The organism is Rhizobium sp. 0TCS1.26, from assembly GCF_050455525.1.
GTDB lineage: Bacteria > Pseudomonadota > Alphaproteobacteria > Rhizobiales > Rhizobiaceae > Neorhizobium.
On record NZ_JBCIYV010000003.1, the window covers coordinates 637,785 to 662,364 of the forward strand.

Genomic DNA, 24,580 nt, shown 5'->3' on the forward strand with positions numbered 1-24,580 from the left:
CCCTTCACCACTCCTTCCAACGACCACTCACCTCTGGAGACTGACATGAACATCAACCGACGTACCGCGCTCGGCGGCCTCGTCCTCGGCCTGGCTGCTGCCGGACTGGGACAGCCGACGCTGGCAGCCGACAAGATCACGCTCGACGTGCTCTACAATCTTCCCGGCTTCACGAAATTCCATCAGCCGCTCGCTGACGAGTTCATGAAGAAGAACCCGGATGTGACGATCAACTTCCTCGCACCGGCCGCCGGCTACAATGAGGGCCAGCAGCAGGTGCTGCGCGCCGCGGTGACCGGCAACCTGCCGGACGTCTACTTCTCCGGCTATAACCTGACGGCCGAACTGGTTCACACCCTTGAGCCGCGCAAGCAGATCACCGACCTCGGCCCGTTCATCGAGGCCGATGGCGGCCAGGCGTTCCTCGACAAGAACTACAGCCCGAAGATGGCCGCCCTCGGCCAGATCGACGGCAAGCAGTACGGCCTGCCGGTCAACGCCTCTTCGCCGATCATCTACATCAATGCCGATCTGGTCAGCAAAGCCGGCGGCGACCCGGACAACATGCCGAAGACCTTTGCCGGGCTGATCGAACTGGCCGCCAAGATCCATGCGCTCGACCCGAAGGTCGCCGGCATGGGCTACGACATCAACGGCTGGCCTGACGACTGGCTGTGGCAGGCCCTGATCGTCCAGCAGGGCGGCAAGATGGTCGATACGGCAACCAAGACTGCCGGCTTCGACAACGAAATCGGCCTCAACGCGCTGAAGCTGGTGCGCCAGTTCGTGACGGAAGGTCACCAGACGCTGCTCGACTGGGACCAGTCGCGCCAGCAGTTCGGTGCGGGCCTGACCGGCTTCATCTTCTCGACACCGGCACATGTGCAGACGGTCGAGGGTCTCGTGGGTGATCGGTTCAAGCTCAAGACCGCAACCTTCCCGCTTGATAACGCGGAAAAGGGCGGCGTACCGACCGGCGGCAACTCCGCCGTCATCCTGACCCAGGACAAGGCCAAGCAGAATGCTGCCTGGAAGTACCTGAAGTGGATCACCGGTCCGGAAGCTCAGAACCTGATCGTCCGCATCACCGGCTATCTTCCGACCAACAAGCTGGCGACCGGTCCGGAATTCCTGGCGCCCTATTATGCCGAGCATCCGAACGTCAAGACTGCCTCGCTGCAGGCAGACCGCTCGCTGCCGTGGGCCGGTTATCCGGGTGGCGATTCGGTCCGCATCTGGCGCACCCAGCGCGACATCATCGGCACGGTAATGCGTGGCGAAGTGACGCCGGAAGAAGGCCTGAAGCAGATCGTCGCGCAGACCAACGCGCTGATGAACTGAGCCGCAAGGCGAATTGACAGGGCTGCGGGGAGATGATCCCCGCAGCCATTTCTTGAGCAGAGAGACAGACGATGAAGATTATCCAGCTGACCGATACCCATCTCATGCCTCCGGGTGTCGTCGTGAACGGCGTGGACCCGGAAAAGCAGCTGCGCGCCGCAGTGACCGACATCATCGACAAGCACGCCGATGCCGATCTGCTGGTGATGACCGGCGATCTCTGCAACTACGGAGACCCGGAAGCATACGAACTGCTGCGCGACATCCTGGCGCCGCTTCCCTTCGAGGCGCGCCTGCTGCTCGGCAATCATGACAAGCGGCCGGAATTCGTCGAATCCTTTCCGGACCAGCCGCGCGATGGCAACGGCTATATCCAGTCGTTCATGGATACGAAGTTTGGCCGGCTGCTGTTTCTCGACAGCCACGAGGCAGCGGTGATCGGCGGCATCTATGGTCCGGACCGGCTGGAATGGTTAAGCGGCGCGCTGGCCGGTGCCGGCGACCTGCCGGTGACCGTGTTCATCCACCATCCGCCCATGGACCCGGGCATCGGTCACTTCGAGAACATCGGGATGCATGACGAGGGTGCTATGATGCGCAGCCTCAGCGCCCACCCGGCCGGGGTTCGGCACGTTGTCTTTGGACACATCCATGTGCCGCTGGCAGGCACCAGCGCCGAGGGCATCGCCTACAGCTCCGGGCAGGCCTGCTCGCACAGGTTCATCACCGATCTGGACATTCCCGATCCCTGGTGGACGGGCGGCAATCCCTGCTACCGGATCCTCCGCGTCGATGATCAGGGACTTAGGGCCTATGGCGTCGAGGTCGGACAGGTGCCGACGGAACGCGCTCCGGTCTGCGCCGGCCCTTAAACGAACGACGGTGCGGAGCGGCGGGCGTGCGCCGCCGCTCCCGACCGTGACCTCAGCGCCAGCCGAGTGCCGGCGCCACATGCGTCAGAATGGCCTCGATCACGTGGGCGTTGTATTCGACGCCCAGCTGGTTCGGGACGGTCAGCAGCAGCGTATCGGCTTCGGCGATGCCCTCGTCAGCGCGCAACTGCTCGATCAGGTTATCCGGCTCGCCCGCATAGGAGCGGCCGAAGATGGCGCGCGTGCTCTCGTCGATATAACCGATCGAATCCTGCTCCTTGCCGCCGCGGCCGAAATAGGCACGGTCGAGATCGTTGACGATCGCAAAGATGCTGCGGCTGACGGACACCCGCGGCGTGCGGGCATGGCCGGCTTCCTTCCAGGCCTCGCGATAGGCGCGGATCTGCGCCGCCTGCTGGATGTGGAAGGGTTCGCCGGTTTCGTCGTCCTTCAGCGTCGAGCTCTGCAGGTTCATGCCGTGCTTGGCAGCCCAGACGGCGGTGGCGTTTGATCCGGCGCCCCACCAGATCCGCTCCCGAAGTCCTTCCGAATGCGGCTCGAGCCGCAGCAGTCCCGGCGGGTTCGGAAACATCGGACGCGGATTAGGCTTCGCAAATCCTTCGCCCTTCAGCACATCCAGAAGCACCTCCGCATGCCGGCGGCCCATGTCGGCGTCGCTCTGGCCATCTTCCGGCTCGTAGCCGAAGTGACGCCAGCCGTCGATGACCTGTTCCGGCGAGCCGCGGCTGAGGCCGAGCTGCAGGCGACCCCCTGAAATCAGGTCGGCAGCGCCGGCATCCTCGGCCATGTAGAGTGGGTTCTCGTAGCGCATGTCGATGACGGCGGTGCCAATCTCGATCTTGGACGTACGGGCGCCGACGGCTGCGAGCAGCGGGAAGGGCGAGGCGAGCTGCCGGGCGAAATGATGGACGCGGAAGTAGGCGCCGTCGGCACCGAGCTGCTCGGCGGCAACCGCCAGATCAATGGATTGCAACAGGGCATCCCCGGCGGACTGCGTGCCCGACTGGGGAGAGGGCGACCAATGGCCGAAGGATAGAAAACCGATATTCTTCATGATGCGCGCCTTCGCGGTGGTGAACGTGGTTGGCTCCCATATAGGAGCGAGGCGCCGTTCAATGCGAGAGGAGCGACGTGAACGCACTGTTCGCTTCCCGAATAACCGCCCGTATGTTGGACCATCGGCGTCGAAACACCGATGGTCCTGTTTCGCGGGCCTATTCCGAGGCCGTTGCCGGAGCCAGTTGCTGCTGCTTCTGGCGCTTGGCTCGCCAGTCGCCGAGGAACAGCAGGATGGGAGCGGCGATGAACACCGACGAGGACGCCGCGATGAAGATGCCGAACACCATGGGTACGGCAAAGCTTTCCACCGCGCTTCCGCCCCAGATGGCCATCGGCACCATGGCCAGGAACGCCGTGGCGGAGGTGTAGAGGCTTCGCGCCAGCGTTTCGTTGATCGACAGGTTGATCAGGTCGCGGAACGGCATCGACTTGTAGAGCCGCATGTTCTCGCGCATTCGGTCGTAGACGACGACCTTGTCGTTCACCGAATATCCGACCAGCGTCAGCAGGGCGGCGATGGCCGTCAGGTTGAAGTCCAACCCGGTCAGCGCGAAGAAGCCGACCGTTTTCGTCACGTCGAGGACAAGCGTCGCGATGGCGCCGACCGCGAACGGCCATTCGAAGCGCACCCAGATGTAGATGAGCATTGCAAGGCTGGCGAGCACCACCGAGGTGATGCCGGCGATTGCCAGCTCGCCGCTGACCTTCGGGCCGACGACCTCGGTGCGCTCGACCTTGGCGGTCGGGTCGATCTTGACGATCTCCGACCTCAGCTTTTCGACGGCCTCGGTCTGCGCTGTCTCCGGTCCCGGCTGGCGTTCGAGGCGCATCAGGATGTGGTTGCGGTCGCCGAATTCCTGCAGCGCCACTTCACCGAGACCGAGGCCTTCGATGCCCGAACGGAAGCGCGCCAGATCGGCCGGTTCGCGGGTCGACACCTCAAGCTGGATGCCGCCCTTGAAGTCGACGCCGTAGTTGAGGCCGGGGGTGATGAACAGGATGATCGAGGAGATCGACAGGAAGGCGGAGATGCCGATACCGAACATCCGCGCCTTCATGAAGTCGATCTTCGTTCCGTCGCGGATGAGGCCGATGGCCACCAGCGGTCGGATGTTGATGACCTTCATCTTCCGGCGGCGGACGATGGCGATCATCGCGACGCGAACGACGGCGACGGCGGTGAACATCGAGATGGCGATGCCGAGGCCCATGGTGACGGCAAAGCCGCGCACCGGGCCCGAGCCGAACCAGAACAGCAGGACCGTTGCGATCAGCGCCGTGACGTTGCTGTCGATGATCGTCGAATAGGCTTTGGCAAAGCCCTGGTCGATCGCCGCATAGGCGCCTCTGCCCTTGCGCGTCTCTTCACGGATGCGCTCGTTGATGAGGACGTTGGCGTCGACCGCAAGACCGATGCCGAGCACGATACCGGCGATGCCGGGCAGCGTCAGTGTGGCGCCGACCATCGTCAGGCCGGCAAACGTCAGGATGACGTTGAGCGCCAGAGCGACGACGGCGAGGATGCCCCAGGATCCGTAGAGGACGATGATGAAGCCGACGACCAGCGCAAAGCCGATGAGGCCCGACAGGATGCCGCGCTCGATGGCGTCGCCGCCAAGATCGGCGCCGACGGTGCGTTCCTCGATCACGGTGAGCTTGGCCGGCAGCGCGCCGGCGCGCAGGAGGGCCGCCAGCGTGTTGGCATTGGCGACCGAGAAGTCTCCGGAGATCTGGCCTGAGCCGCCGGTGATCGGTTCGCGGATGACCGGCGCGCTCAGCACTTTTCCGTCCAGCACGATGGCAAACGGATTGCCGACGTTCTCGCGGGTGATCTGGGCAAAGCGGGTGGCGCCGGCCTGATCGAAGCGGAAGCTGACGACCGGTTGGTTTGTGTTCTGCTCGAACGAGACGCGGGCATCCGTCAGGCGGTCGCCGGACAGCAGGACACGATCCTGGACCGGGTAGTTGCGGCCCTCTTCGTCGGCGATCATGGTGATGCCGGGTTCGCCTTCGCGGCCCAGCAGGTGGAAGCTCATCTTGGCCGTCGAGCCGAGAAGTGCGCGAAGGTTGGACGGATCCTGCTCGCCCGGTAGCTGGACGAGAACCCGGTCGCCGCCGATCCGCTGGATCGTCGGCTCGGCGACGCCGACCTGGTCGACGCGCTGGCGGATGATCTCGAGGCTCTGCTCGACGGCATTGCTCATGCGGTAGGTGACGCCGGCTTCTGACGGGCGCAGCAGCACGGTGTCGTTGCCACGCAACGAAACGTCGAGCTCGCTTGCTCCTGCACCGATGCCGGTTGGCACGCCGCTGCCGAGCTTGGCAAGTTCATCGCGTGCGGCATCGCGCCTGGCGGGATCGGTAATGGTCACCGCCACCGATCCGCCCTGCCGCTGCACCGAGCGGAAGTCGATGCCGGCTTCGCGCAGGCTGGTGCGCGATTCCTGGGTGAGCGTCTGCAGCCATTCGTTTTCGAGCGACGGCCGGTCCACTTCGAGCACGAGGTGCGAGCCGCCGCGCAGGTCAAGACCGAGAGAGGCGCGTTCGTGCGGCAGCCAGTTGGGCCAGCCGGCAAGGGTTTTTTCAGGCAGTGCGTTCGGCAGGGCGATCAGCACGCCGATGACGATGACGATCAGATACGTCATCACCTTCCAGAGTGAGTTCTTCAATGTCGTCGTTCCAGATTTGCTGGGCGGTCTGCCTGATTCAAGGCAGCGGTCGCCGGATAAGTCGTGAAAGCCCGAAGGCTTCAGGTCATGACGTGTGACCTGCCGGCGGCGGTGCGCGCGGCTGAAATGCAGCAACAGGCGCCGAAGCCGAAAGCCAGCCGTCATCCCGACCTGTTCGTTGACTGTGCCAGCTGGAGCCGGCGACACGAGCGCCATGGGACAGGTCGAAGTCCGGCGGATCGATCAGCCGCGCCTTGCTGCGGGTCCCGTGATCGGCAGCAAGCGTCGGACGCGTGCTCTCGCGCTTTGCCAACCCCTCGTGATCCGCGGAGGCGGGCGTCGAGGACATGGCAAGCAGATCGGCGACATCGAGGTCGCGCTTGCTCTGCGCCGATGGGTAGAACAGCAGCAACAGCAGCAACAGGCTCTGCGCGCAGGCGATCGCGTGAGCGAGGGTCGCGGCAAAGCTCCAAGGGCTGCTGGAGGCGGAAAGGCGGATCGGCGTGTCTCCTTTACGTTGGAAGGCACGGCATATACGAGTGTCCGGTCCGATACAAACCGATCGTCGCGAAATCCTGGCCCCCACGTGTTCGGCAAGATCAGGGATTGCAGATGCCGATCGTATCGCCCTCGATCGGGACGAAGGAGATCCCGCCGCGCTCGAATGCCAGCCGCAGCTGCGCTTCGGTCGCCCGATGCACATCATGCCGGTGGCCCTCGTAATCGCGGATCGTGCTGCGCGATACGCCCGACCGGTCGGCCAGTTCCGCCTGTGTCCAGTCGAGAAAACCACGTGCGGCGCGACACAGTGCCGGCGATAAAATTTTGTCGTGTGCGAGTTGACCCATCGGACCAAGCTGCCCATATTGGTTGATATTGATCATATATGGCGTCCTTGGAAAAATTGCTAGGGGGCCAGTTGCGGCGATCTGCGGCGGTCATGCCGGTGCACTCGTTCGCAGCGTGAAAGGAAATAATCCGTTGGGATAACGTTCGAGCCCTATCTCCTCGTCCTGTTGCTTGCTCTGCCATTCATCGGCAGCCTCGTCTCCGGCCTGCTTCTCAATACGACGTCGCGCGACCTGCCCGTGTTCGTCGCCGGCGGTGTGGCGCTTGCCTCGCTCTGCCTGACGACAATCGCCTACGCCTATGTGACGAGCGGCAATGTGCTGCGGTTTGAAGCCGAATGGCTCCCGCAGCTGGGTCTCAACTTCACGCTTCGGATGGACGGCTTTGCATGGATCTTCTCCATGCTGGTAACGGCGATCGGCTTCCTCGTCGTGCTCTACGCCCGCTACTACATGGGCGACGATGATCCGATCCCGCGCTTCTTCTCGTTCCTGCTCGCCTTCATGGGTGCCATGCTCGGCATCATCATTTCGGGAAACGTGATCCTGCTGTCGATCTTCTGGGAATTGACGAGCATCTTCTCCTTCCTGCTGATCAGCTACTGGCATCACATCCCCTCGGCCCGCGACGGGGCCCGCATGGCACTCACCATCACCGGCATAGGCGGCTTCTGCCTGCTGATAGGCATGCTGCTGCTCGGCAACATCGTCGGTAGCTACGACCTCGACAAGATCCTGGCGTCCGGCGACGCCATCCGCGCCCACGCACTGTACCTGCCGACGCTGATCTTCATCCTGCTCGGCGCCTTGACCAAGAGCGCGCAGTTCCCGTTCCACTTCTGGCTCCCGAACGCCATGGCAGCGCCGACGCCGGTGTCAGCCTATCTGCATTCGGCAACGCTGGTGAAGGCCGGCGTCTTCCTGCTGGCGCGCCTTTGGCCGGCTTTGGCCGGGACCTACGAGTGGTTCTTCCTGCTCGGCGCTGCGGGCATGCTGACGCTTCTGCTCGGCGCCTATTTCGCCGTCTTCCAGCGGGACCTGAAGGGCCTGCTCGCCTATTCGACGATCAGCCATCTCGGCCTTATCACCACGCTTCTGAGCCTCGGCAGTCCTTTGGCGATGGTCGCCGCCATCTTCCACATGCTCAACCACGCTACCTTCAAGGCGTCGCTGTTCATGGCCGCCGGCATCATCGATCACGAGACCGGCACGCGCGACATGCAGCGGTTGAGCGGGTTGTTTCGCTACCTGCCGTTCACGGCAACGCTGGCGATGGTGGCGAGTGCGGCGATGGCCGGCGTGCCGCTGCTCAACGGCTTCCTGTCGAAGGAGATGTTCTTCGCCGAGGCCGTCGAGACGCATGCCGATTCGCTGCTGGACAGCATCCTGCCGTATGTGGCGACGCTCGCCAGCGCCTTCAGCGTCACCTATTCGCTGCGCTTCATCCACACCGTCTTCTTCGGACCGCCGCCGGTCGACTTACCGAAGCCGAAGCCGCACGAGCCGCCCCGCTGGATGCGCTTCCCGGTCGAGTTCCTCGTCGTCGTCTGCCTGGTGGTCGGCATTGTCCCGTCCCTGTCGATCGGACCGTTTCTCGATACGGCGGTCACCAGCGTGCTGGGGACCCGGGCGCCGGAATTCAGCCTTGCCGTGTGGCACGGGTTCAACCTGCCGCTGCTGATGAGCTTCATCGCTCTGATCGGCGGAACCGTCCTCTATTTCGCCCTGAAGCCCTACCTGTCGTGCTGTCAGGATGGTCCGCCGTTCTTCCGCAGGCTGCGCGGCCAGCGTATCTTCGAACGGGTTCTGGTCACGGTGTCGTGGCGCTGGGCGCGCATGGCGGAAAGCCGCATCGGCACGCGAAATCTGCAGCCGCAACTGCGCTGGGTCGTCGCAACCGGCTTCATGGCGGGACTGCTGCCGCTGCTGCTCTCGGGCTTCGAAGTGCGGCCGCTGGCATTTTCCGGCATAGACCCGGCTTTCGCAATTGTCTGGCTGCTCGGAACGGCGCTAGCTATCGGCGCGGCCTATCTCGCCAAGTATCACCGGCTTGCGGCCCTGGTGATGCTCGGCGGCGTGGGGCTGATCGTGTGCATCACCTTCGTCTGGCTGTCGGCGCCGGACCTCGCCATCACCCAGCTGCTGGTCGAGATCGTCACCACGGTTCTCATCCTTCTCGGTCTTCGATGGCTGCCGAAGCGCAATGTCGATGTCGGCGAGGTGATCACCCTGCGCAGCCGCTTCCGGCGGTTCCGCGACCTGCTGCTGGCCATCGCCTGCGGCGTCGGCATGTCGTTCATCGCGTTCGCCGTCATGACCATGCCGGTGCCCGATGCGATCGCCACGTATTTCCTCGACAACGCCTACGAGCAGGGCGGCGGCCGCAATGTCGTGAACGTCATTCTCGTCGACTTCCGGGGCTTCGACACGCTGGGCGAAATCGCCGTGCTCGGCGTCGTGGCACTGACGGTCTATGCCCTGCTGCGACGTTTCCGTCCGGCGGCCGACAGCATCGACATGCCCGAACAGCAGCGCATCCAGAACCGCTTCGACGAGGAGCGTCCCGAGCGCTCTCCGGGCGATACCGTGCGCGACTACCTGCTCGTCCCGTCGGTCATCATGCAGTGGCTGTTCCCGGTCATCCTGACGCTTTCCGTCTACCTGTTCATGCGCGGCCACGACATGCCGGGCGGCGGATTTTCCGCCGGGCTTACCCTGTCGATCGCCTTCCTGCTGCAGTACCTGGCCGGTGGAACGCGCTGGGCGGAGGATCGCATCCGCATCCTGCCGGTGCGCTGGATGGGCGGCGGACTGCTGATCGCAGCGGCGACCGGCATCGGCGCCTGGTTCCTCGGCTATCCGTTCCTCACCTCGCATTCACGGTATCTGGATCTGCCGCTGATCGGCAAGGTGCCGGCAGCCACCGCGCTGCTCTTCGACCTCGGGGTTTTCGCTCTCGTCGTCGGATCGACGGTGCTGATCATGGTGGCGCTCGCCCACCAGTCCATCCGCAACAATCGCCTGAAGGCGATCGGCGCGGCCAAGGTGGAGGACAGCTGATGGAACTGGTCCTGTCTATTGCCATCGGCGCGATGACCGGCTGCGGCGTGTGGCTCATCCTGCGGCCGCGCACCTATCAGGTGATCGTCGGGCTTTCGCTGCTCTCCTATGCCGTCAACCTGTTCATCTTCGGCGTCGGCGGCGTGAAGAGCAACCTGCCGCCGATCCTCGAAGAGGGTGTCGATCCCTCGGTCCTGTCCGATCCGGTGCCGCAGGCGCTGGTCCTGACGGCCATCGTCATCGGCTTTGCCACGACAGCGCTGTTCCTCGTCGTCATGCTCGCCTCGCGCGGGCTGACCGGCAACGACCACGTGGACGGGAGGAACGACCTGAAATGATCTCCTGGAGCCACCATCTGATCATCGCGCCGATCCTGGTGCCGCTGATCGCCGCTGCCGTGCTGCTGTTCTTCGACGAGCGCAAGCGCGTCACCAAGGCAATGATCAGCCTGGCTTCGGCGATCATCATGTTGCTCATTGCCTTCGTCCTGTTCCGCATCGAAAGCAATCCGAACGATTTCGACGGCGTCTACCTGCTCGGCAACTGGGCAGCCCCCTTCGGCATCGTGCTCGTCGTCGACGGGCTGTCGGCGCTCATGCTGCTGCTGACGGCGCTGCTGGCGCTTGCCGCACTGGTGTTCTCGATGGCCCGCTGGCATGCGGTCGGTGCCCATTATCACAGCATGTTCCAGCTGCTGCTGGTGGGGCTGAACGGAGCTTTCCTGACCGGCGACCTGTTCAACCTGTTCGTTTTCTTCGAGGTCATGCTGGCGGCTTCCTACGGCCTGCTGCTGCACGGCTCGGGTCCGATGCGGGTGAAGGCGGGGATGCATTACATCGCCGTCAACCTCGTCGCGGCGTTCTTCTTCCTGATCGGCGTCAGCCTGATCTACGGAACGGCCGGCACCCTCAACATGGCGGATCTCGCCGCCCGCATTCCGCAGATCGAGCCGGATCGCCGCATGCTGATGGAGGCTGGGGCGGGGGTGCTCGGTGTGGCGTTCCTGATCAAGGCCGGCATGTGGCCGCTCTGCTTCTGGCTGCCGACGGCCTACAGCGCCGCCGCCGCACCCGTCGCTGGCATCTTTGCCATCCTCAGCAAGCTCGGCATCTACGTCATCCTGCGGCTGACGATGCTGCTGTTTGCCGACGGCCCTTCGGCCGGCTTCGGCTCCGAGGTGCTGCTGTTCGGCGGCATCGCCACGCTCATCTTCGGCACCATCGGCGTGCTGGCGTCGCAGGCGCTCGGCCGGCTTGCGGGCTATTCCGTGCTCGTGTCGTCCGGGACGATGCTGATGGTCGTCGGCATCAGCGACGGGGCGGTCTCGTCGGGTGCGCTGCTCTATCTGGTCAGTTCCACCTTCACCATTAGCGCCCTGTTCATGCTGATCGAACTCGTCGAGCGCGGCCAGGATGCTGGCGCCAACGTTCTGACGGTGACGATGGAGGCCTATGGCGACGGTGAGGACGAGCGGCTGGAGGAGGAGGACGGCGTCATGATGCCGGGAACGATGGCGATCCTTGGAACCTGCTTTGCCGCCTGCACCATCCTGCTGGCCGGCTTGCCGCCGCTGTCCGGTTTCATCGGCAAGTTCGCCATGCTGTCGGCGATGATGGGGATCGGCGCCATCGGCACGCCGCCGGATGCTGCCGTCTGGACGCTGATCGTGCTGGTCATCCTGTCTGGCGTCGCGGCGCTGATCGCCATGACGCGCGTCGGGATCCGCACCTTCTGGAGCTCGCTCGAGGGGACGGTTCCGCGGGTGCTGGTCATCGAGCTGGTGCCGGTAATGTTCCTGCTGTCGCTGACCATGGCTTTGACCATCCAGGCAGGCCCGGCGATGCGCTACATGGATACGACCATCCGGACGCTGTCCCAGCCGTCGATCTACATCGACGCGGTGCGAAACGCCGTCCGGGTCGATGGCTGGCGTCCGACGCCGGACGTTGCAAAGGGGGCGCCGTGATGCTGCCCTACCCAGTTCTCAGTCTCTGCCTTGTCCTGATGTGGCTGCTGCTCAACGGGTTCACTGTCGGTCACCTGCTTTTCGGCTCGATGGTGGCGATCTTTGCCGGCTGGGCTCAGGCAGCGCTTCGACCCGACAAGCCGCGGCTGAGGAAGTGGTATCTGCTGCCGAAGCTGTTCGTCGTCGTGTTCGTCGACGTCATCCGCTCCAATATCGCCGTCGCCTGGCTGCTGCTGCAGGGCAAGCGGCGCGAGAACACCTCGGGCTTCCTGCTCGTGCCGCTCAAGATCGAGGATCCGACAGCGCTTGCCATCATGGCCGTCATCCTCACCGCGACGCCCGGTTCGGCATGGCTGGAATACGACAGCGGCGACAAGACTGTGCTGATCCACGTGCTCGACCTGATCGACAAGGAGACCTGGGCGGCCACGATCAAGCAGCGTTACGAGGCCCTGTTGTTGGAGATTTTCGCATGAGCGCCATCATCCTGTTCACCGCCGTTTCGATCGCCCAGCTTCTGCTTGGTTGCGCGATGTTGGTCGCCGCCGTCCGGATCTTCACCGGTCCGCGAGCCCAGGATCGCATCATGAGCCTGGATACGCTCTACATCAACGCCATGCTGCTGCTCGTCACTTTCGGCATCGGCACCGGACGCACCGTCTACTTCGAGGCCGCCCTGGTGATCGGCATGCTGGGCTTCGTCGCGACCCTGGCGCTCGCAAAATTTCTGATGCGCGGCGAGGTGATCGAATGACTCAGCCAGTCCTCGACCTGCCGCTGTGGGCGGCGATCATCGTCGCGTTCTTCCTGCTTCTCGGCGCAGCCCTGGCGCTGATCGGCACGATCGGCTTCCTGCGCCTGCCGACCTTCTACGAGCGGCTGCATGCACCGACGCTTGGCACCAGCTGGGGAACCGGCGGGATCATGGTGGCGTCGATCATCTACTTTTCGGTGGGGTCGTCGCGTCTCGTCGTCCATGAGATCCTGATCGGCCTGTTCGTCACCATCACCACGCCTGTGACCTTCATGCTGCTGGCCCGTGCAGCGCTGCATCGCGATCGGTCCGAAGGAAATGCTGCGGTTCCCGCCAAGCATGCCGTCCATGCGGTGGTGGAAGCGGCCGAGGCCACGCCGCGCGATGCCGTCGCCGAAGTGACGCCGTTGCCGAAGTGACGTCGCCGCGCAGCTGGACCGGCTCGGCGATGCCTACCAGGCGAGCAGCCGGCGACCGGATGCCATTCCGATCAGGCCCATCAGCAGGATGCCCGTCGTGTACCAGAGCGCGACGAAGGTGAGGCCGTTCTCGATGCAGCCCCAGGAATACACCCAGGCGCCGGCAGCTCCGGATGTAATGCCGGCGACGAAGCCCGCCAGCCGCAGCCTGGTCGGCGCCGCCTTGCGCAGGAACCAGGTGAGTGCGGCGAGTATCGGCGCACCGCTTGCCAGCACCGCGATCGGGCAGAACCAGGCCGAAACACCGAATACAAGTTGCCGATAGTCGGCGGCAGGTGCCAGGTGCAACTGCCACAATGCAAGCGTCAGAACTCCGATATAGACGAGGAGTGCGCTAGCACCCGCTGCCCTCGGCACGCCGCCGGGACGAGCAACGATCACCATCGCACCGATGCCGATGATCGCCAGCAGCAGCGGATAGGCCGACTTCACCCAGAACGCCGGAAGCAATATCGCCTGCGCAAGATCGGGACGCAGACCATGGACGAAGACGATCAGGGCCGCAGAGACCGCAAGCGCAGGCGGCAGCGCAAGAACCAGCAGGCGGCCAAGCGCATTCGGCGCGACGGGGCGCAGGTCGCTTGCCAGTCTGTCGATCAGATCATCCGTCGTCACGGTCGCCTCTCATTCTTGCGGCCAACGCTTTGATGCCGCGGTGCACGCCGATCTTGACCATCGCCTCGGTTCGCCCGCCGCTTGCTGCGGTCTCGGCGACCGAACGCCCTTCCAGTCGCACCTGGCGGATCATCTGCCCCTGCCAGGCCGGCAGGCTTGCCAGCAACCGCTCGACATCGAGGCTTGCCGCTGCGGCCTCGCTGCCGTTGCTGCTGTCGACGATGTCGCCGACTGCATCCAGCGGTACGTGGTGACGGCCGCCATGGCGACGGTAGTGATCAACCAGCTTGTGGCGGGCGATCGTGAAGAACCAGGCGGTAAACGGCCTTTGCCGGTCGTAGGTTATTCGTCGCTGGTGCAGCGCCAGCAGGGTCTCCTGTACCAGGTCGTCAACGTCTCCGCCCGCCGAACCATTCATGCGCCGGCCATAGTAGTTGACGAGCAGGTGTCGCAGGGCGTTGAGCAGGCAGCGGTAGGCGACCTCGTCTCCATCCAGGGACAAGAGCATCAGCGATTTCAGCTCAGGCTCGATCAACTGCGTCATGTCGGTAAGCTTCATACGGCGCTGCCGTGAAACGGTTACACCCGTATGTCGGAAAATGCGAGGGAAGGCTTGCGATCACTTGGTCGTGATCCTTGTAACCGTTGCTTCGCTCGCGCCGAACTTCCAGCATGTGACCTTTGGCGCGACCTGCGGCGAGCACATCAACCGGGAGAAGCAACATGATCAGCCACCGTTCCAGCACCGTCGGTGCCATCCTTCTGGGTCTCGCCATGACGGCGGGCGTCGCCCAAGCTCAGACCAGCCCTGCGCCGATGAAGACGGACACCATGAAGACCGACACGATGAAGACCGACACCATGAAGGCGGATCCGATGAAGTCCTCCGGAATGACGACCACCGCCGGCACCAAGACGGACTGCATGCATAAGGCAGGCATGGAAAAGAACAGCATGAAGAAGTCCGAGATGATGAAGGCCTGCGATACGATGAACTGATCCGGTCCGTGTCGTAGGACCTCACGCTAACGTCACCGCGCCGGCGATCTGATTGCCGTTACCGGCGCGGTTCTTTGACAAGACTATGAGCTGGTGTCGATCTTTCCTGCCGTTGCAGATTTCAGCGTCGAGTTGCGGGTGCAGCCTCCCATAAGAAGCTGGAACATTAGCTGTTTCTCGCGGTTCTTCGGTTGCTATCCAACGGAGAACTCTCATGACATTACGTCATCGAGCAGCGCTGCGGCAGCGGCCCTGTTGCTGTGCCTGGCTGGTACCACGCAGGCACAGGAAGCGCCGAAGCCGGCCGCGGAAATGCAGGCCGTACTCGACAAGCTGCAGGCTCTCGATGCCAATCCCTTCGCCAGCCTGACGGTAGCGGAAGCCCGCACGCAGGCAAGCGCAGCCGACGCCGCCCGTGCCATCCAGTGGGACAAGCGCATTTCCAGCAATCCTGATGCGCAGGTGACGACGCGCGACATCGCGATCCCCACAAAGCAGGGAAGCATCGCGGCGCGCGTCTACATTCCCGGCGGCGAGGGCCCGTTCCCGGTGGTCGTTTACTATCACGGCGGTGGCTTCGTGGTCGCCGACATCAATGTCTATGATGCGACGCCGAGGGCGCTGGCGCTGAACACCAACGCCATCGTGGTGTCCGCCGAATATCGCCACGCACCGGAACACAAGTTTCCGGCTGCCCACGACGATGCCTGGGCCGCTTATCAGTGGACGGTCGAGAACATCCACGAACTGAATGGCGACGCTGACCGCATCGCCGTGGCCGGCGAGAGTGCCGGCGGCAACCTGGCTGCCAACGTGGCGCTGATGGCGAAGGAAAAGAAGGCCAAGATGCCGGTGCATCAGCTGCTGGTCTACCCGATCGCCGGCAACGACATGAACACGCCGTCCTACCAGGAAAATGCCGAGGCCAAGCCGCTCGGCAAGGCCGACATGGAGTGGTTCGTGAAGAACAGCACGACCTCGATGGATCAGGCCGCCGATCCGCGCATCAACTTGAATGGTCGTTCCGATCTTGCCGGTGTGGCGCCGGCGACTGTCATCCTCGCCCAGATCGATCCGCTTCGCTCGGATGGCGAAACCTATGCCGCCAAGCTCAAGGATGCCGGCGTTGCCGTCAACTCGAAGATCTTCCCGGGCGTGACGCACGAGTTCTTCGGCATGGCCAAGGTCGTGCCGGCCGCCAAGGACGCAATGGATCTGGCCGTGGCCGATCTGCAAGCCGCATTCGGCAAGGCCAACTGAGGAGCCTCACGATGAAAAACATCATTTCCACTTCGCTCGTCGCGGCCGCGCTTCTCGTCAGCGGAGCTTCGCTCTCCACCGCCAAAATGCCGGCCAAGGCGGATACCGCGGCCCCGGCGATGAACATGGACAAGGGATCCTTCGTCAAGCAGGTCCAGAGCTCCAACATGTTCGAGATCGAATCCAGCAAGCTCGCCCAACAGAAGGCTCGCGATGGAGACGTGAAGGAGTTCGCGCAGCAGATGATCAAGGATCACACCAAAGCCGGCAAGGACTTGAAGAGTGCCGCCAAGGTGGATGCCGACGGCATGCTCTCGCCCAAGCACGCCGCCATGCTGGAAACGCTGAAAGGCGCCTCGGAGCAGGAGTTCCAGCCGCTCTACATCGAGATGCAGAACGTCGCACATATGGAGGCCGTCACGCTGTTTGCGACCTACGCCAAGGGCGGCGACGATGACGCCACCAAGACGTTCGCGAAGAAGACGCTGCCGACGCTCGAAATGCACAAGATGCACGTGGCGAAGCTCGTCGCCGCGCATTGATGGAGAGAGGACAGCGTCCCTTTGCAGGTCGCTGTCCCTCAGAAGAAAAACCCGGCCATACGGGGTATGGCCGGGTTCTCGGAAGCGGACAGGTTTCCGCTGGAAATCAGGTGCGAACGGTCGTTGCGACGTCGACGCTTGCCTTGATGGCGTTCGAATAGGGGCAGATGCCGTGCGTGGTTTCCGCCAGCTGCTGGGCTTCGGCTTCCGCCATGCCCGGCAGGTAGACGTCGAGAGCCGCGGTGATGCCGAAGCCGCCTTCCGAGCGGGGGCCGATGCCGATGGTCGCGGTGACCGTCGAGCCTTCCGGCACCTTCGTCTTCAGCTGCTGTGCGCCGACGCGCAGGGCGCCGAGGTAGCAGGCCGAGTAACCGAGTGCGAAAAGCTTCTCCGGGTTGGCACCGTCGCCGCCCGGTCCGCCGAGTTCCTTCGGCACGACCAGCTGCAGTTCCAGCGTGCCGTCGGCGAGTGCCGTCTTGCCATCACGGCCGCCGCCGTTTGCGGTTGCAGTTGTCTTGTACTTTGCATCAACAGACATAGGTGCTCTCCTTGTGTGAACGATGATCGATTTCTATAGTTCGTGATCTTATAGCACGCAATCTATTGGTTGATCATCCGCCTGTCAACGCCTTGCAATTATATTTTGCGCAATATATATCCCGCTCATGGACACACCGCATCAGACATACGACGAGCTTGGTCTTGACCGCATGCTGTGCTTCTCCGTCTACAAGGCGGGGCAGGCGTTCAATCGCGTCTACCGCGCGGCCCTTGAGCCGGTCGGGTTGACCTACCCGCAATTCCTGATCATGCGCCTGCTTTGGGCAGATGGTTCTCTGTCCGTTGGTGATATCTGCGAACGACTCGGTCTCGACACCGGTACCGTCACGCCGATCCTCAAGCGGCTGACGGTGATGGGGCTGGTGAAGAAGGAGCGGCGTGCAGCCGACGAACGGCGCGTCGACATTTTCCTGACCGAGCAAGGCCGCCGGCTCGAAGTTGCATCCGAATCGGTGACGCGCCACGTCACCGAGGCAATCGGCATGGATCGAAAGACGGCGGAAGAAACGCTGGCGACGATCAATCAGCTGACCGCCAATCTGAGTGCCGTCCGCAACGACTGACGCCGGTCCGCATCTCTTTTCCGGTATTGCTTCAGAAAAACTGGCTGTGTGCGACACGGATGGCTTCCACCGTCGCCAGCGTCCCGGTCAGGTGCCGTCGCACGACGTCTTCCAGCGCCGCAATGCGGCCATGCCGCAGGTGGTCGACGATCTGCGTATGTGCCGCAAGGATAGCTCCTGCCTTGCCGGGATCCATCAGGTTCAGCTTGCGCAGCCGGTCGATATGGCCTGATCTCGACTGGATCAGCGTCCAGAGATTGGGAATGCCGGCGCCTTCGAACATCGTCCGGTGAAACTGCCGGTCGAGCAGGGCGAATTGGCCGAGATCCGTATCCCGGGCGCTCTCCTGCTCGGCCACCAGCTGTTGCATCCTGTCGAGCGTCGCCTTCGGCCGCGTTGCCGCAAGCGCCCGGACGACCTCCAGCTCAAGCGACATGCGCAGAAACTGCGTTTCGCGTGCCTGGCCGATGTCGATCCGCGAGATCTCGGTCCGTGATTGCGGATAGACGAGGACCAGCCCTTCCGTCGCCAGCATCTGCAGTGCATCGCGCACCGGCGTCTGGCTGACACCGTAGAAGAGCGCGATCTCGCTGCGCGAAAGCTGCGCGCCCGGGACGAGGTCGAGCGAGATGATGCGATCGCGCAGCAGGTCGTAGACCTGGCGGGAGGTCGATATCCGCCGGGTGGGCGGGGCGGCGGGTAAAGGCAGCGTATCCATCAGGTCTCCGTGGCATCGAATATAGCGCGCGGGAGGAGAACAAGAAACTGATATATAAGCCCGTTGACCAACTGATGTTTTAGTTTATCAATCTGTGAACGGGAGCGTTCCCGGCTCATGGGCTTCGGAGGAGGGTTCCGTGATCGATCCTCGCGTCGCATCGACGGGCATCATGATCCCATCGCCGCACCAGCCTGCGTCGCACTGCCGTCGTTGCCGATCGCGGTCCGACCGCATCAGGACCCGGCTCGGGCGAGGCTCCACCACCCATCGGACATCATCATGAAGCAGCGCAAGACTTACGACCAGCTCCGCTCGGCGCGCTGGATGGTTCCAGACGACCAGCGTTCCTTCGGTCACCGCTCTCGCACCATGCAGATGGGCTACGATCCGGTCGACTGGGAAGGCCGTCCGATCATCGCCATCCTCAATACCTGGTCGGACGCGCAGCCGTGCCACATGCACTTCAAGGATCGCGTCGAATGGGTAAAACGCGGCGTGCTGCAGGCCGGTGGCTTCCCGATGGAACTGCCGGCACTGTCGCTGTCGGAAAACTTCGTCAAGCCGACGACGATGCTCTACCGCAACATGCTGGCGATGGAGGCGGAAGAGCTGCTCCGCTCGCACCCGGTCGACGGTGCGGTGCTGATGGGTGGCTGTGACAAGACAACGCCTGGTCTGGTGATGGGGGCGCTCAGCATGGGGCTGCCGTTCGTCTATCTGCCGGCCGGTCCGATGCTGCGCGGCAACTACGCGGGCAAGTACCTTGGCTCCGGCACGGATGGGTTCAAGTACTGGGACGAGCGCCGGGCCGGAACGATCAGCAAGGACGAGTGGACGGGCATCGAGGGCGGCATCGCCCGCTCCTACGGCCACTGCATGACGATGGGCACGGCTTCGACGATGACGGCAATTGCCGAGGCGATGGGGCTGACGCTGCCCGGCGCCTCGTCCATTCCGGCCGCCGATGCGGGGCACCAGCGGATGTCGACGCAGTGCGGGCGACGTATCGTCGAGATGGTCTGGGAAGACCTGACGCCGGACATGATCGTCACGCCGGCGGCCGTCGAAAATGCGGTGACGGTGGCGATGGCGACAGGCTGCTCGACCAATGCCATCATCCACCTGATCGCCATGGCGCGGCGCGCCGGCATTCCCCTCGAACTGGACGACCTTGACCGCATCGGCCGCACGACGCCGGTGATCGCCAATATCCGCCCCTCGGGCACCACCTATCTGATGGAGGACTTCTACTATGCTGGCGGTCTTCGGGCGCTGATGAAGCAGCTCGGCGACAAGCTCGATTCCTCGGCGATCACCGTCAACGGGCGGCCGATCACCGAGGGGCTGGACCTCGTCAAGGTGTGGAACGACGACGTCATCCGGCCGCTCGACAATCCGGTCTATCATGAAGGTTCGCTGGCCGTGCTGAAGGGCAACCTCTGTCCGGATGGCGCGGTCATCAAGCCGGCGGCCTGCGATCCGAAATTTCACCGGCATACGGGGCCGGCCCTGGTTGCCGACAGCTATGCTGAACTGAAGACGATCATCGATGACCCCGACTATCCGCTGACGCCCGATACGGTGCTGGTCTTGCGCAATGCCGGTCCGCAGGGCGGGCCTGGCATGCCGGAATGGGGCATGATCCCGATGCCGAAGGCGCTCCTGAAACTCGGCCTGCGCGACATGGTGCGGCTCTCCGACGCGCGGATGTCCGGCACCTCGTTCGGCGCCTGCGTCCTGCATGTGGCTCCGGAGGCCTATGTCGGCGGGCCGCTGGCGCTCCTCAGGACAGGCGACATGGTCGAGCTCGATATTCCGGCGCGAAGCCTCAACATGCTGGTGCCGGAGGCGGAGCTGGAAGCACGCCGCGCCGCCTGGCAGGCGCCACCGCCGCGTTACGGGCGAGGCTACGGCGTGATGTTCTCCAAGCATATCGAGCAGGCCGACAAGGGCTGCGATTTCGACTTCCTGAAAACCGAGTTCGGACCGCGCGTCGACGAACCCGCCATCAACTGACGAACAAGCCGGAGACGACGATGACCGAGTACGTGCTTTCGACGGAGACCCGCGCCAAGCTGATGAAGGTGTCAACAGCGTCGGTCGCCACGGCGCTTTACAAGCGCGGGCTTCGCAACCAGTTCATCCAGAACGTTTTCCCGATCGCCTGGAAAGGCAGGAACATGGTCGGCCAGGCCTTCACCCTGCGCTATATTCCGGCGCGCGAGGACCGCAATCCGATTACCGTCTTCCGCAAGGCGGATCATCCGCAGAGGGTTGCCGTCGATACCTGCCCGGAAGGATCGGTGCTGGTGATGGACAGCCGCAAGGACGCGCGGGCGGCCTCTGCGGGGTCGATCCTCATCACCCGGCTTGCCATGCGCGGCTGCGCGGGCGTCGTTACGGATGGCGGCTTCCGCGATGCGGAAGGTATCGGCCGTCTCGACATGCCCGCATACCACCAGCGACCCTCTGCGCCGACCAACCTCACTCTCCATGAAGCGCTCGACATCAACGTGCCGATCTCGTGCGGCGATGCGCCGGTCTTCCCGGGTGACGTGCTGGTCGGTGACGGCGACGGCGTGATGGTCATTCCGGCTCACCTCGCCGACGAGATCGCCGAGGAATGCCAGGGCATGGAGACATTCGAGGATTTCGTGCTGGAGCAGGTTCAGGCCGGCGCCTCGGTCATCGGCCTCTATCCACCGACGACGGACGAAGCGCAGGCGGCCTACGATGGCTGGAAGGATCGTAACGGCCGGTGATCTTCCAGGTCTGGACGGAAGTTAGCCGAACAGTGCCTTCGCCAGCGCCGAGGCCTCGACGGGCTTTTCGCAGCGCTTGACATTGGCGTGCTGGGCCGGAATGGCGGCCTGGTCATAGCCTGTTGCGAACACGTGCGGCACACCCCGGGCCGCGAGCGCCGCGGCGACGGGAAATACCATCTCGCTCCCAAGGTGGACATCGAGCACTGCCGCATCGATCTGGTGCGCATCGATCAGTTCGAGCGCCCGGGCGACGTTGGACGCCGGCCCAACGACCTCGGCACCTTCGGCGGTCAGAAGACGGGCAGTATCCCGCGCAATGAAGTAATCGTCCTCCACGAGAAGCAGGCGTTTGCCGCTGAAGTGCTGCGTGTCCGTCATCCACCGGATCCTTTCCGTTTGGCGAGAGGCAGGTCGATGGTGCATCGCAATCGGCCATCGCCCAGTTCGAAGCTGGTCTTCGCCCGAAGGCTGTAGGGGAGTGCGTGCTCGATCAGTTCACGCCCGAACCCTTTGCGCTCCGAACCGCCAGACGGGGCTGCGAGGGTCAGCCCTTCCTCCAGCCATTCCAGAAGCAGCCGCCGACCTTCGCCCTCGACGCTGGAGGTCGTCCAGGTGATCCGGAGAGAGCCGTCCGGCGCCGAGAGCGCACCGTATTTGCGGGCGTTGGTCGCCAGCTCGTGCAGCGCCAGCGCCAGCGTCTGGACGACCGAGTGCCGCAACGGAACCGCGGGGCCGGACATCACCAGGCGCTCGCTAGCGACCGCACCCAGCGCATCGAGCTCCATCTTCACCAGACCACCGATCGTGATCCGCTCATCCTGCGCCTGGGAGAGCAGACCCTGAACCCGCGAAAGTGCTGAGAGGCGATCGCTGAATTCGGTCCTGAAGGCTTCCGTCGGACCCGTATGCGCCATGGTCTGGGTGGCGATAGAGCGCACCACTGCGATCAGGTTGCGGGTCCGGTGCTGCAACTCGGCGACCAGCACCTTCTGCGTCTCTTCCCATTCGTGCCGGTTCGTCGTGTCCTGGCCGATCTTGAGGAAGCCGTACGGCGCGCCGTTCTCCTGGCGCAGGAGACGGGTCGAACCTTCGATGAACACCCGCCCCCCATCCTTTCGGCGGTGCCAGCGGACATTCGGGGCAACGCCATTTTCCATTGCCTCCGCCAGTTCCCGTCCGGGCTGACCCTTCGCCACATCCTCCGGCACGAAGGTGATCGCGCTGTCCTGGCCAATGGCTTCCTCGGCGGTCCAGCCGAACACGGCTTCGGCTCCAGCCGGCCAAGTCTGGATGCAGCCGTCGAGATCGGTCGCGAAGATGGCGTAGTCGCGGGCGCTCTCGAGGATCATCCGATAGCGTTCCTCACTCTCGCGCCGCGCCAGGTCGCCCTGCTTCTTCTCCGAGATGTCGCGGAAATAGACGGACAGGCCGCCGTCGGCCGTCGGATAGATGCTGACGTCGATCCAGTGCCGGAGAATGAGCGAAACGGTTTCCAGCCGCACGACCTCACGCGCGGAAATCGCCTGCAGGTGCGCCTCATAGGCCTCCGAACCCAGCGCCGCCGGAAACACGTCGAGGAACCTCGATCCGAGCAGCTCCTCGCGTTTCTTGCCCCACACCTCTTCCGCCCGGCGGTTGACGTAGGTGAAGCATAGGTCGGAATCGACTGCGTAGAAGGCGTCCGAGATGCTCTCCAGGATCTCCCGGTTCCGCTCGCCGAGTGCCAGGATCTCGGCCTGGACGCTTCGTTCTGCGGTGACGTCCTGAACGATCGTGATCCCGCCGATGATCGCGGCACCATTCTTCACGGGTACGGCCGAGACGCGGAGCCATCGCTCGTCGCCGTCTGACACACGCTTGAAGTCGGTCGGCAGGCTCGCATCCTCGCCGCGCAGGGCGCGCACTCCGGGATATTCTTGAAGCGCTATGGGGCGGCCAGCCGCATCGACGCCCTGCCAGTGATGCCCGCCGGCCTCGTCTTGAGAGGGGATGAAGTCGCCGATCAGATGCTGCAAATGCGGGTTCTTGAGCTTGATCCGGCCGTGCTCATCGAAGAGAGCTACGCCCATCGGCACCTGTTCGATAACGCCGGCGAGCGTCGCCTCGCTCTCGCGAAGGGCGGCTTCCGAGCGAGCCCTTTCGACAGCCGCCCAGGTTCGCTCGGCTGTTTCCTCGACAAGACCGATTTCGCCCGCCGTCCACTTGCGTCGAGCCTTCTGGGTCACGAGCAGGACGGCGGCCAGCCTGGCTTCCTTGACCAACGGTGCGGCGATCAATGCGCCGATTGCATCGCCACGACGGCCGGACCTGTGCTCGTCGGGCACCGCTGGATCGATGCTCGTGTCGGCAACCGCCCAGGTCCGGCCGGCAGTGAGACCTGGGATCGTCCACTCTTCGAGCAGGCAATGGGTGCTGGAACCCGGCTCGTCCGGATGATGCCACTCCCCGCCGACGATGTAGCGTCCGGTCGTTGCGTCCAGTTCGTCGTAGCAGACGGTGCTGGACTGAAGGTGCTCGCCGAGCAGCCGTGCGGCCTCCTCCTGGATCCGGCGCGGCTCCGACACGGATCGCAGCTCGTCGCTCAGCCGCAGCAGGAATGTCTGCCGTTCCTGCTGCTGCCGGCGATCTGTCACGTCACTTCCGGCACCGAACCATTCGACGATCTCGCCGTCCGCCCCGAGAATGGGAACGGCACGCGACAGCGCCCAACCGATGCTGCCGTCGGGGCGCCGGATGCGGTGCTCGAGCTCGAAGACACTCTTGTTGCGAATTGCCTCGTCGATGGCTGCGTTGACGAGATCCTGATCGGCCGGCAGGATATAGTCCATCAGCCAGGCCCGGCCCGATCCGACGTCCGGCGCGGCGGCGCTTCCGTCTTCGAATTCGTGCATCTCTGCCCAATCGGCGCTCATGCGGTAGGAGAGATAGGAGCTCGCCTTGTTGAGCGCCCGGAGCAGTTGCTCAGAGTTCCGCACCGCGGCTTCGGACCGGACCCGATCGGTGGTGTCCATGCCGCTGGCAATGACGCCGAGGATGTCCCCACTGTCGCCCCTGATCGGCGTCCAGCCGCCGGTGAAGCGCCTCTGCCGGGATCCGCCGTCACCGGAGGGCAGCAGCATCGCCTCGTCATCGTAGTCGAAGGCTTCGCCGGTGGCGAACATGCGGTCGCGCGCGGCACGCAGGCGGGTGGCGGATTCGACGAAGTTCTCCAGCAACGACCGTCCGAGTGCGGCCGGATGGCGGTGTCCGTAGCTGTCGATGGCGCGGTCGTTGTAGATCTGCAGGAGATCTGGCCCCCAGCCCACCGCTGCTGGAAACGGCATGTCGAGGGTCAGTTCGATGGCGTGCCTCAGCCGGTCCGGCCAGGCGTTGACCGGACCGAATGGCGTCGCACTCCAATCATGCGCCCGAATGCGCTGCGCCATCTCGCTTTCGCCGATGGGCCAGGCTCCGACCCGAGACATTGTTTCCATCGGCGGACATCC

General features: G+C 64.0%; 24 protein-coding genes. 14 read left to right on the forward strand and 10 right to left on the reverse strand.

Annotation, left to right across the window (positions count from 1 at the left end):
- The first annotated feature begins 45 nt into the window (after positions 1 to 45).
- Both AAIH46_RS16975 and AAIH46_RS16980 read left to right on the forward strand, forming a co-directional pair.
- Entirely contained in the window at positions 46 to 1,341 is a 1,296-nt protein-coding gene (locus AAIH46_RS16975; RefSeq protein WP_430307172.1) for an ABC transporter substrate-binding protein, read from the forward strand.
- A gap of 71 nt (positions 1,342 to 1,412) precedes the next feature.
- Positions 1,413 to 2,213 carry a phosphodiesterase gene (locus AAIH46_RS16980; protein WP_430307173.1) on the forward strand — a complete coding sequence of 267 codons (801 nt, stop codon included), beginning with the start codon at positions 1,413 to 1,415 and terminating at the stop codon, positions 2,211 to 2,213.
- 52 nt (positions 2,214 to 2,265) lie between these two features.
- Here the strand turns inward: AAIH46_RS16980 and AAIH46_RS16985 are convergent, their stop codons facing one another.
- The 4 genes from AAIH46_RS16985 to AAIH46_RS17000 all read right to left on the reverse strand — a co-directional run bounded on the left by AAIH46_RS16985 (position 2,266) and on the right by AAIH46_RS17000 (position 6,846).
- On the reverse strand, positions 2,266 to 3,288 hold the full coding sequence (locus AAIH46_RS16985; protein WP_430307174.1) for an LLM class flavin-dependent oxidoreductase: 1,023 nt from the start codon (positions 3,286 to 3,288) through the stop codon (positions 2,266 to 2,268).
- A 160-nt stretch (positions 3,289 to 3,448) separates the two neighbouring features.
- Positions 3,449 to 5,962 (reverse strand): protein translocase subunit SecD, encoded by a 2,514-nt coding sequence (secD, locus tag AAIH46_RS16990; protein ID WP_430307175.1) that lies wholly within the window; start codon positions 5,960 to 5,962, stop codon positions 3,449 to 3,451.
- Between the two features lie 85 nt (positions 5,963 to 6,047).
- Entirely contained in the window at positions 6,048 to 6,383 is a 336-nt protein-coding gene (locus tag AAIH46_RS16995; RefSeq protein ID WP_430307176.1) for a hypothetical protein, read from the reverse strand.
- Between the two features lie 178 nt (positions 6,384 to 6,561).
- On the reverse strand, positions 6,562 to 6,846 hold the full coding sequence (locus AAIH46_RS17000; RefSeq protein WP_430307177.1) for a helix-turn-helix domain-containing protein: 285 nt from the start codon (positions 6,844 to 6,846) through the stop codon (positions 6,562 to 6,564).
- 102 nt (positions 6,847 to 6,948) lie between these two features.
- Between AAIH46_RS17000 and AAIH46_RS17005 the strand changes: the two genes are divergently transcribed.
- The 6 genes from AAIH46_RS17005 to mnhG are packed head-to-tail and all read left to right on the forward strand — an operon-like array spanning position 6,949 to position 13,009.
- Complete coding sequence (locus AAIH46_RS17005) at positions 6,949 to 9,870, forward strand: monovalent cation/H+ antiporter subunit A (RefSeq protein ID WP_430307351.1); 2,922 nt, start codon at positions 6,949 to 6,951, stop codon at positions 9,868 to 9,870.
- Positions 9,870 to 10,208, forward strand: a complete 339-nt coding sequence (locus AAIH46_RS17010; protein WP_430307179.1) for a Na+/H+ antiporter subunit C — start codon at positions 9,870 to 9,872, stop codon at positions 10,206 to 10,208. Before AAIH46_RS17005 ends, AAIH46_RS17010 begins: the two co-directional genes overlap by 1 nt.
- Positions 10,205 to 11,836: a monovalent cation/H+ antiporter subunit D gene (locus AAIH46_RS17015; RefSeq protein ID WP_430307181.1), complete on the forward strand. Its 1,632-nt coding sequence runs from the start codon at positions 10,205 to 10,207 to the stop codon at positions 11,834 to 11,836. The genes AAIH46_RS17010 and AAIH46_RS17015 overlap by 4 nt, the downstream gene beginning before the upstream one ends.
- Positions 11,836 to 12,312, forward strand: coding sequence for a Na+/H+ antiporter subunit E (locus tag AAIH46_RS17020; protein WP_430307182.1), 477 nt, complete (start codon positions 11,836 to 11,838; stop codon positions 12,310 to 12,312). The genes AAIH46_RS17015 and AAIH46_RS17020 overlap by 1 nt, the downstream gene beginning before the upstream one ends.
- Positions 12,309 to 12,590: a K+/H+ antiporter subunit F gene (locus tag AAIH46_RS17025; protein ID WP_430307183.1), complete on the forward strand. Its 282-nt coding sequence runs from the start codon at positions 12,309 to 12,311 to the stop codon at positions 12,588 to 12,590. Before AAIH46_RS17020 ends, AAIH46_RS17025 begins: the two co-directional genes overlap by 4 nt.
- Positions 12,587 to 13,009, forward strand: coding sequence for a monovalent cation/H(+) antiporter subunit G (mnhG, locus tag AAIH46_RS17030; RefSeq protein WP_430307184.1), 423 nt, complete (start codon positions 12,587 to 12,589; stop codon positions 13,007 to 13,009). The genes AAIH46_RS17025 and mnhG overlap by 4 nt, the downstream gene beginning before the upstream one ends.
- A 33-nt stretch (positions 13,010 to 13,042) precedes the next feature.
- Here mnhG and AAIH46_RS17035 read toward each other — a convergent pair whose 3' ends face one another.
- Together AAIH46_RS17035 and AAIH46_RS17040 are read right to left on the reverse strand one after the other, a co-directional pair.
- Positions 13,043 to 13,684, reverse strand: coding sequence for an NrsF family protein (locus AAIH46_RS17035; protein WP_430307185.1), 642 nt, complete (start codon positions 13,682 to 13,684; stop codon positions 13,043 to 13,045).
- Positions 13,671 to 14,243, reverse strand: coding sequence for a sigma-70 family RNA polymerase sigma factor (locus AAIH46_RS17040; protein ID WP_430307186.1), 573 nt, complete (start codon positions 14,241 to 14,243; stop codon positions 13,671 to 13,673). The genes AAIH46_RS17035 and AAIH46_RS17040 overlap by 14 nt, the downstream gene beginning before the upstream one ends.
- Positions 14,244 to 14,407: 164 nt before the next feature.
- Between AAIH46_RS17040 and AAIH46_RS17045 the strand changes: the two genes are divergently transcribed.
- The 3 genes from AAIH46_RS17045 to AAIH46_RS17055 all read left to right on the forward strand — a co-directional run bounded on the left by AAIH46_RS17045 (position 14,408) and on the right by AAIH46_RS17055 (position 16,485).
- Entirely contained in the window at positions 14,408 to 14,683 is a 276-nt protein-coding gene (locus tag AAIH46_RS17045) for a pentapeptide MXKDX repeat protein (protein ID WP_430307187.1), read from the forward strand.
- Positions 14,684 to 14,995: 312 nt separating this feature from the next.
- Positions 14,996 to 15,943 carry an alpha/beta hydrolase gene (locus AAIH46_RS17050; RefSeq protein ID WP_430307189.1) on the forward strand — a complete coding sequence of 316 codons (948 nt, stop codon included), beginning with the start codon at positions 14,996 to 14,998 and terminating at the stop codon, positions 15,941 to 15,943.
- Between the two features lie 11 nt (positions 15,944 to 15,954).
- Positions 15,955 to 16,485: a DUF4142 domain-containing protein gene (locus tag AAIH46_RS17055; RefSeq protein ID WP_430307190.1), complete on the forward strand. Its 531-nt coding sequence runs from the start codon at positions 15,955 to 15,957 to the stop codon at positions 16,483 to 16,485.
- A 106-nt stretch (positions 16,486 to 16,591) separates the two neighbouring features.
- On the opposite strand, the gene AAIH46_RS17060 is transcribed toward AAIH46_RS17055, so the two are convergent.
- Entirely contained in the window at positions 16,592 to 17,023 is a 432-nt protein-coding gene (locus tag AAIH46_RS17060) for an organic hydroperoxide resistance protein (RefSeq protein WP_430307191.1), read from the reverse strand.
- A gap of 127 nt (positions 17,024 to 17,150) precedes the next feature.
- Between AAIH46_RS17060 and AAIH46_RS17065 the strand changes: the two genes are divergently transcribed.
- Positions 17,151 to 17,609: a MarR family winged helix-turn-helix transcriptional regulator gene (locus AAIH46_RS17065; RefSeq protein ID WP_430307192.1), complete on the forward strand. Its 459-nt coding sequence runs from the start codon at positions 17,151 to 17,153 to the stop codon at positions 17,607 to 17,609.
- Between the two features lie 31 nt (positions 17,610 to 17,640).
- Here the strand turns inward: AAIH46_RS17065 and AAIH46_RS17070 are convergent, their stop codons facing one another.
- Positions 17,641 to 18,327, reverse strand: coding sequence for a GntR family transcriptional regulator (locus AAIH46_RS17070; protein ID WP_430307193.1), 687 nt, complete (start codon positions 18,325 to 18,327; stop codon positions 17,641 to 17,643).
- Positions 18,328 to 18,609: 282 nt separating this feature from the next.
- Between AAIH46_RS17070 and araD the strand changes: the two genes are divergently transcribed.
- A complete protein-coding gene (gene araD, locus AAIH46_RS17075) occupies positions 18,610 to 20,346 on the forward strand; it encodes an L-arabinonate dehydratase (RefSeq protein ID WP_430307194.1) in 1,737 nt (578 codons plus the stop codon).
- Positions 20,347 to 20,366: 20 nt separating this feature from the next.
- Positions 20,367 to 21,092, forward strand: a complete 726-nt coding sequence (locus AAIH46_RS17080) for a ribonuclease activity regulator RraA (RefSeq protein WP_430307195.1) — start codon at positions 20,367 to 20,369, stop codon at positions 21,090 to 21,092.
- 21 nt (positions 21,093 to 21,113) lie between these two features.
- On the opposite strand, the gene AAIH46_RS17085 is transcribed toward AAIH46_RS17080, so the two are convergent.
- Both AAIH46_RS17085 and AAIH46_RS17090 read right to left on the reverse strand, forming a co-directional pair.
- Complete coding sequence (locus tag AAIH46_RS17085) at positions 21,114 to 21,473, reverse strand: response regulator (protein WP_430307196.1); 360 nt, start codon at positions 21,471 to 21,473, stop codon at positions 21,114 to 21,116.
- A complete protein-coding gene (locus AAIH46_RS17090) occupies positions 21,470 to 24,568 on the reverse strand; it encodes a PAS domain S-box protein (RefSeq protein ID WP_430307197.1) in 3,099 nt (1,032 codons plus the stop codon). Before AAIH46_RS17090 ends, AAIH46_RS17085 begins: the two co-directional genes overlap by 4 nt.
- Positions 24,569 to 24,580 lie beyond the last annotated feature (12 nt).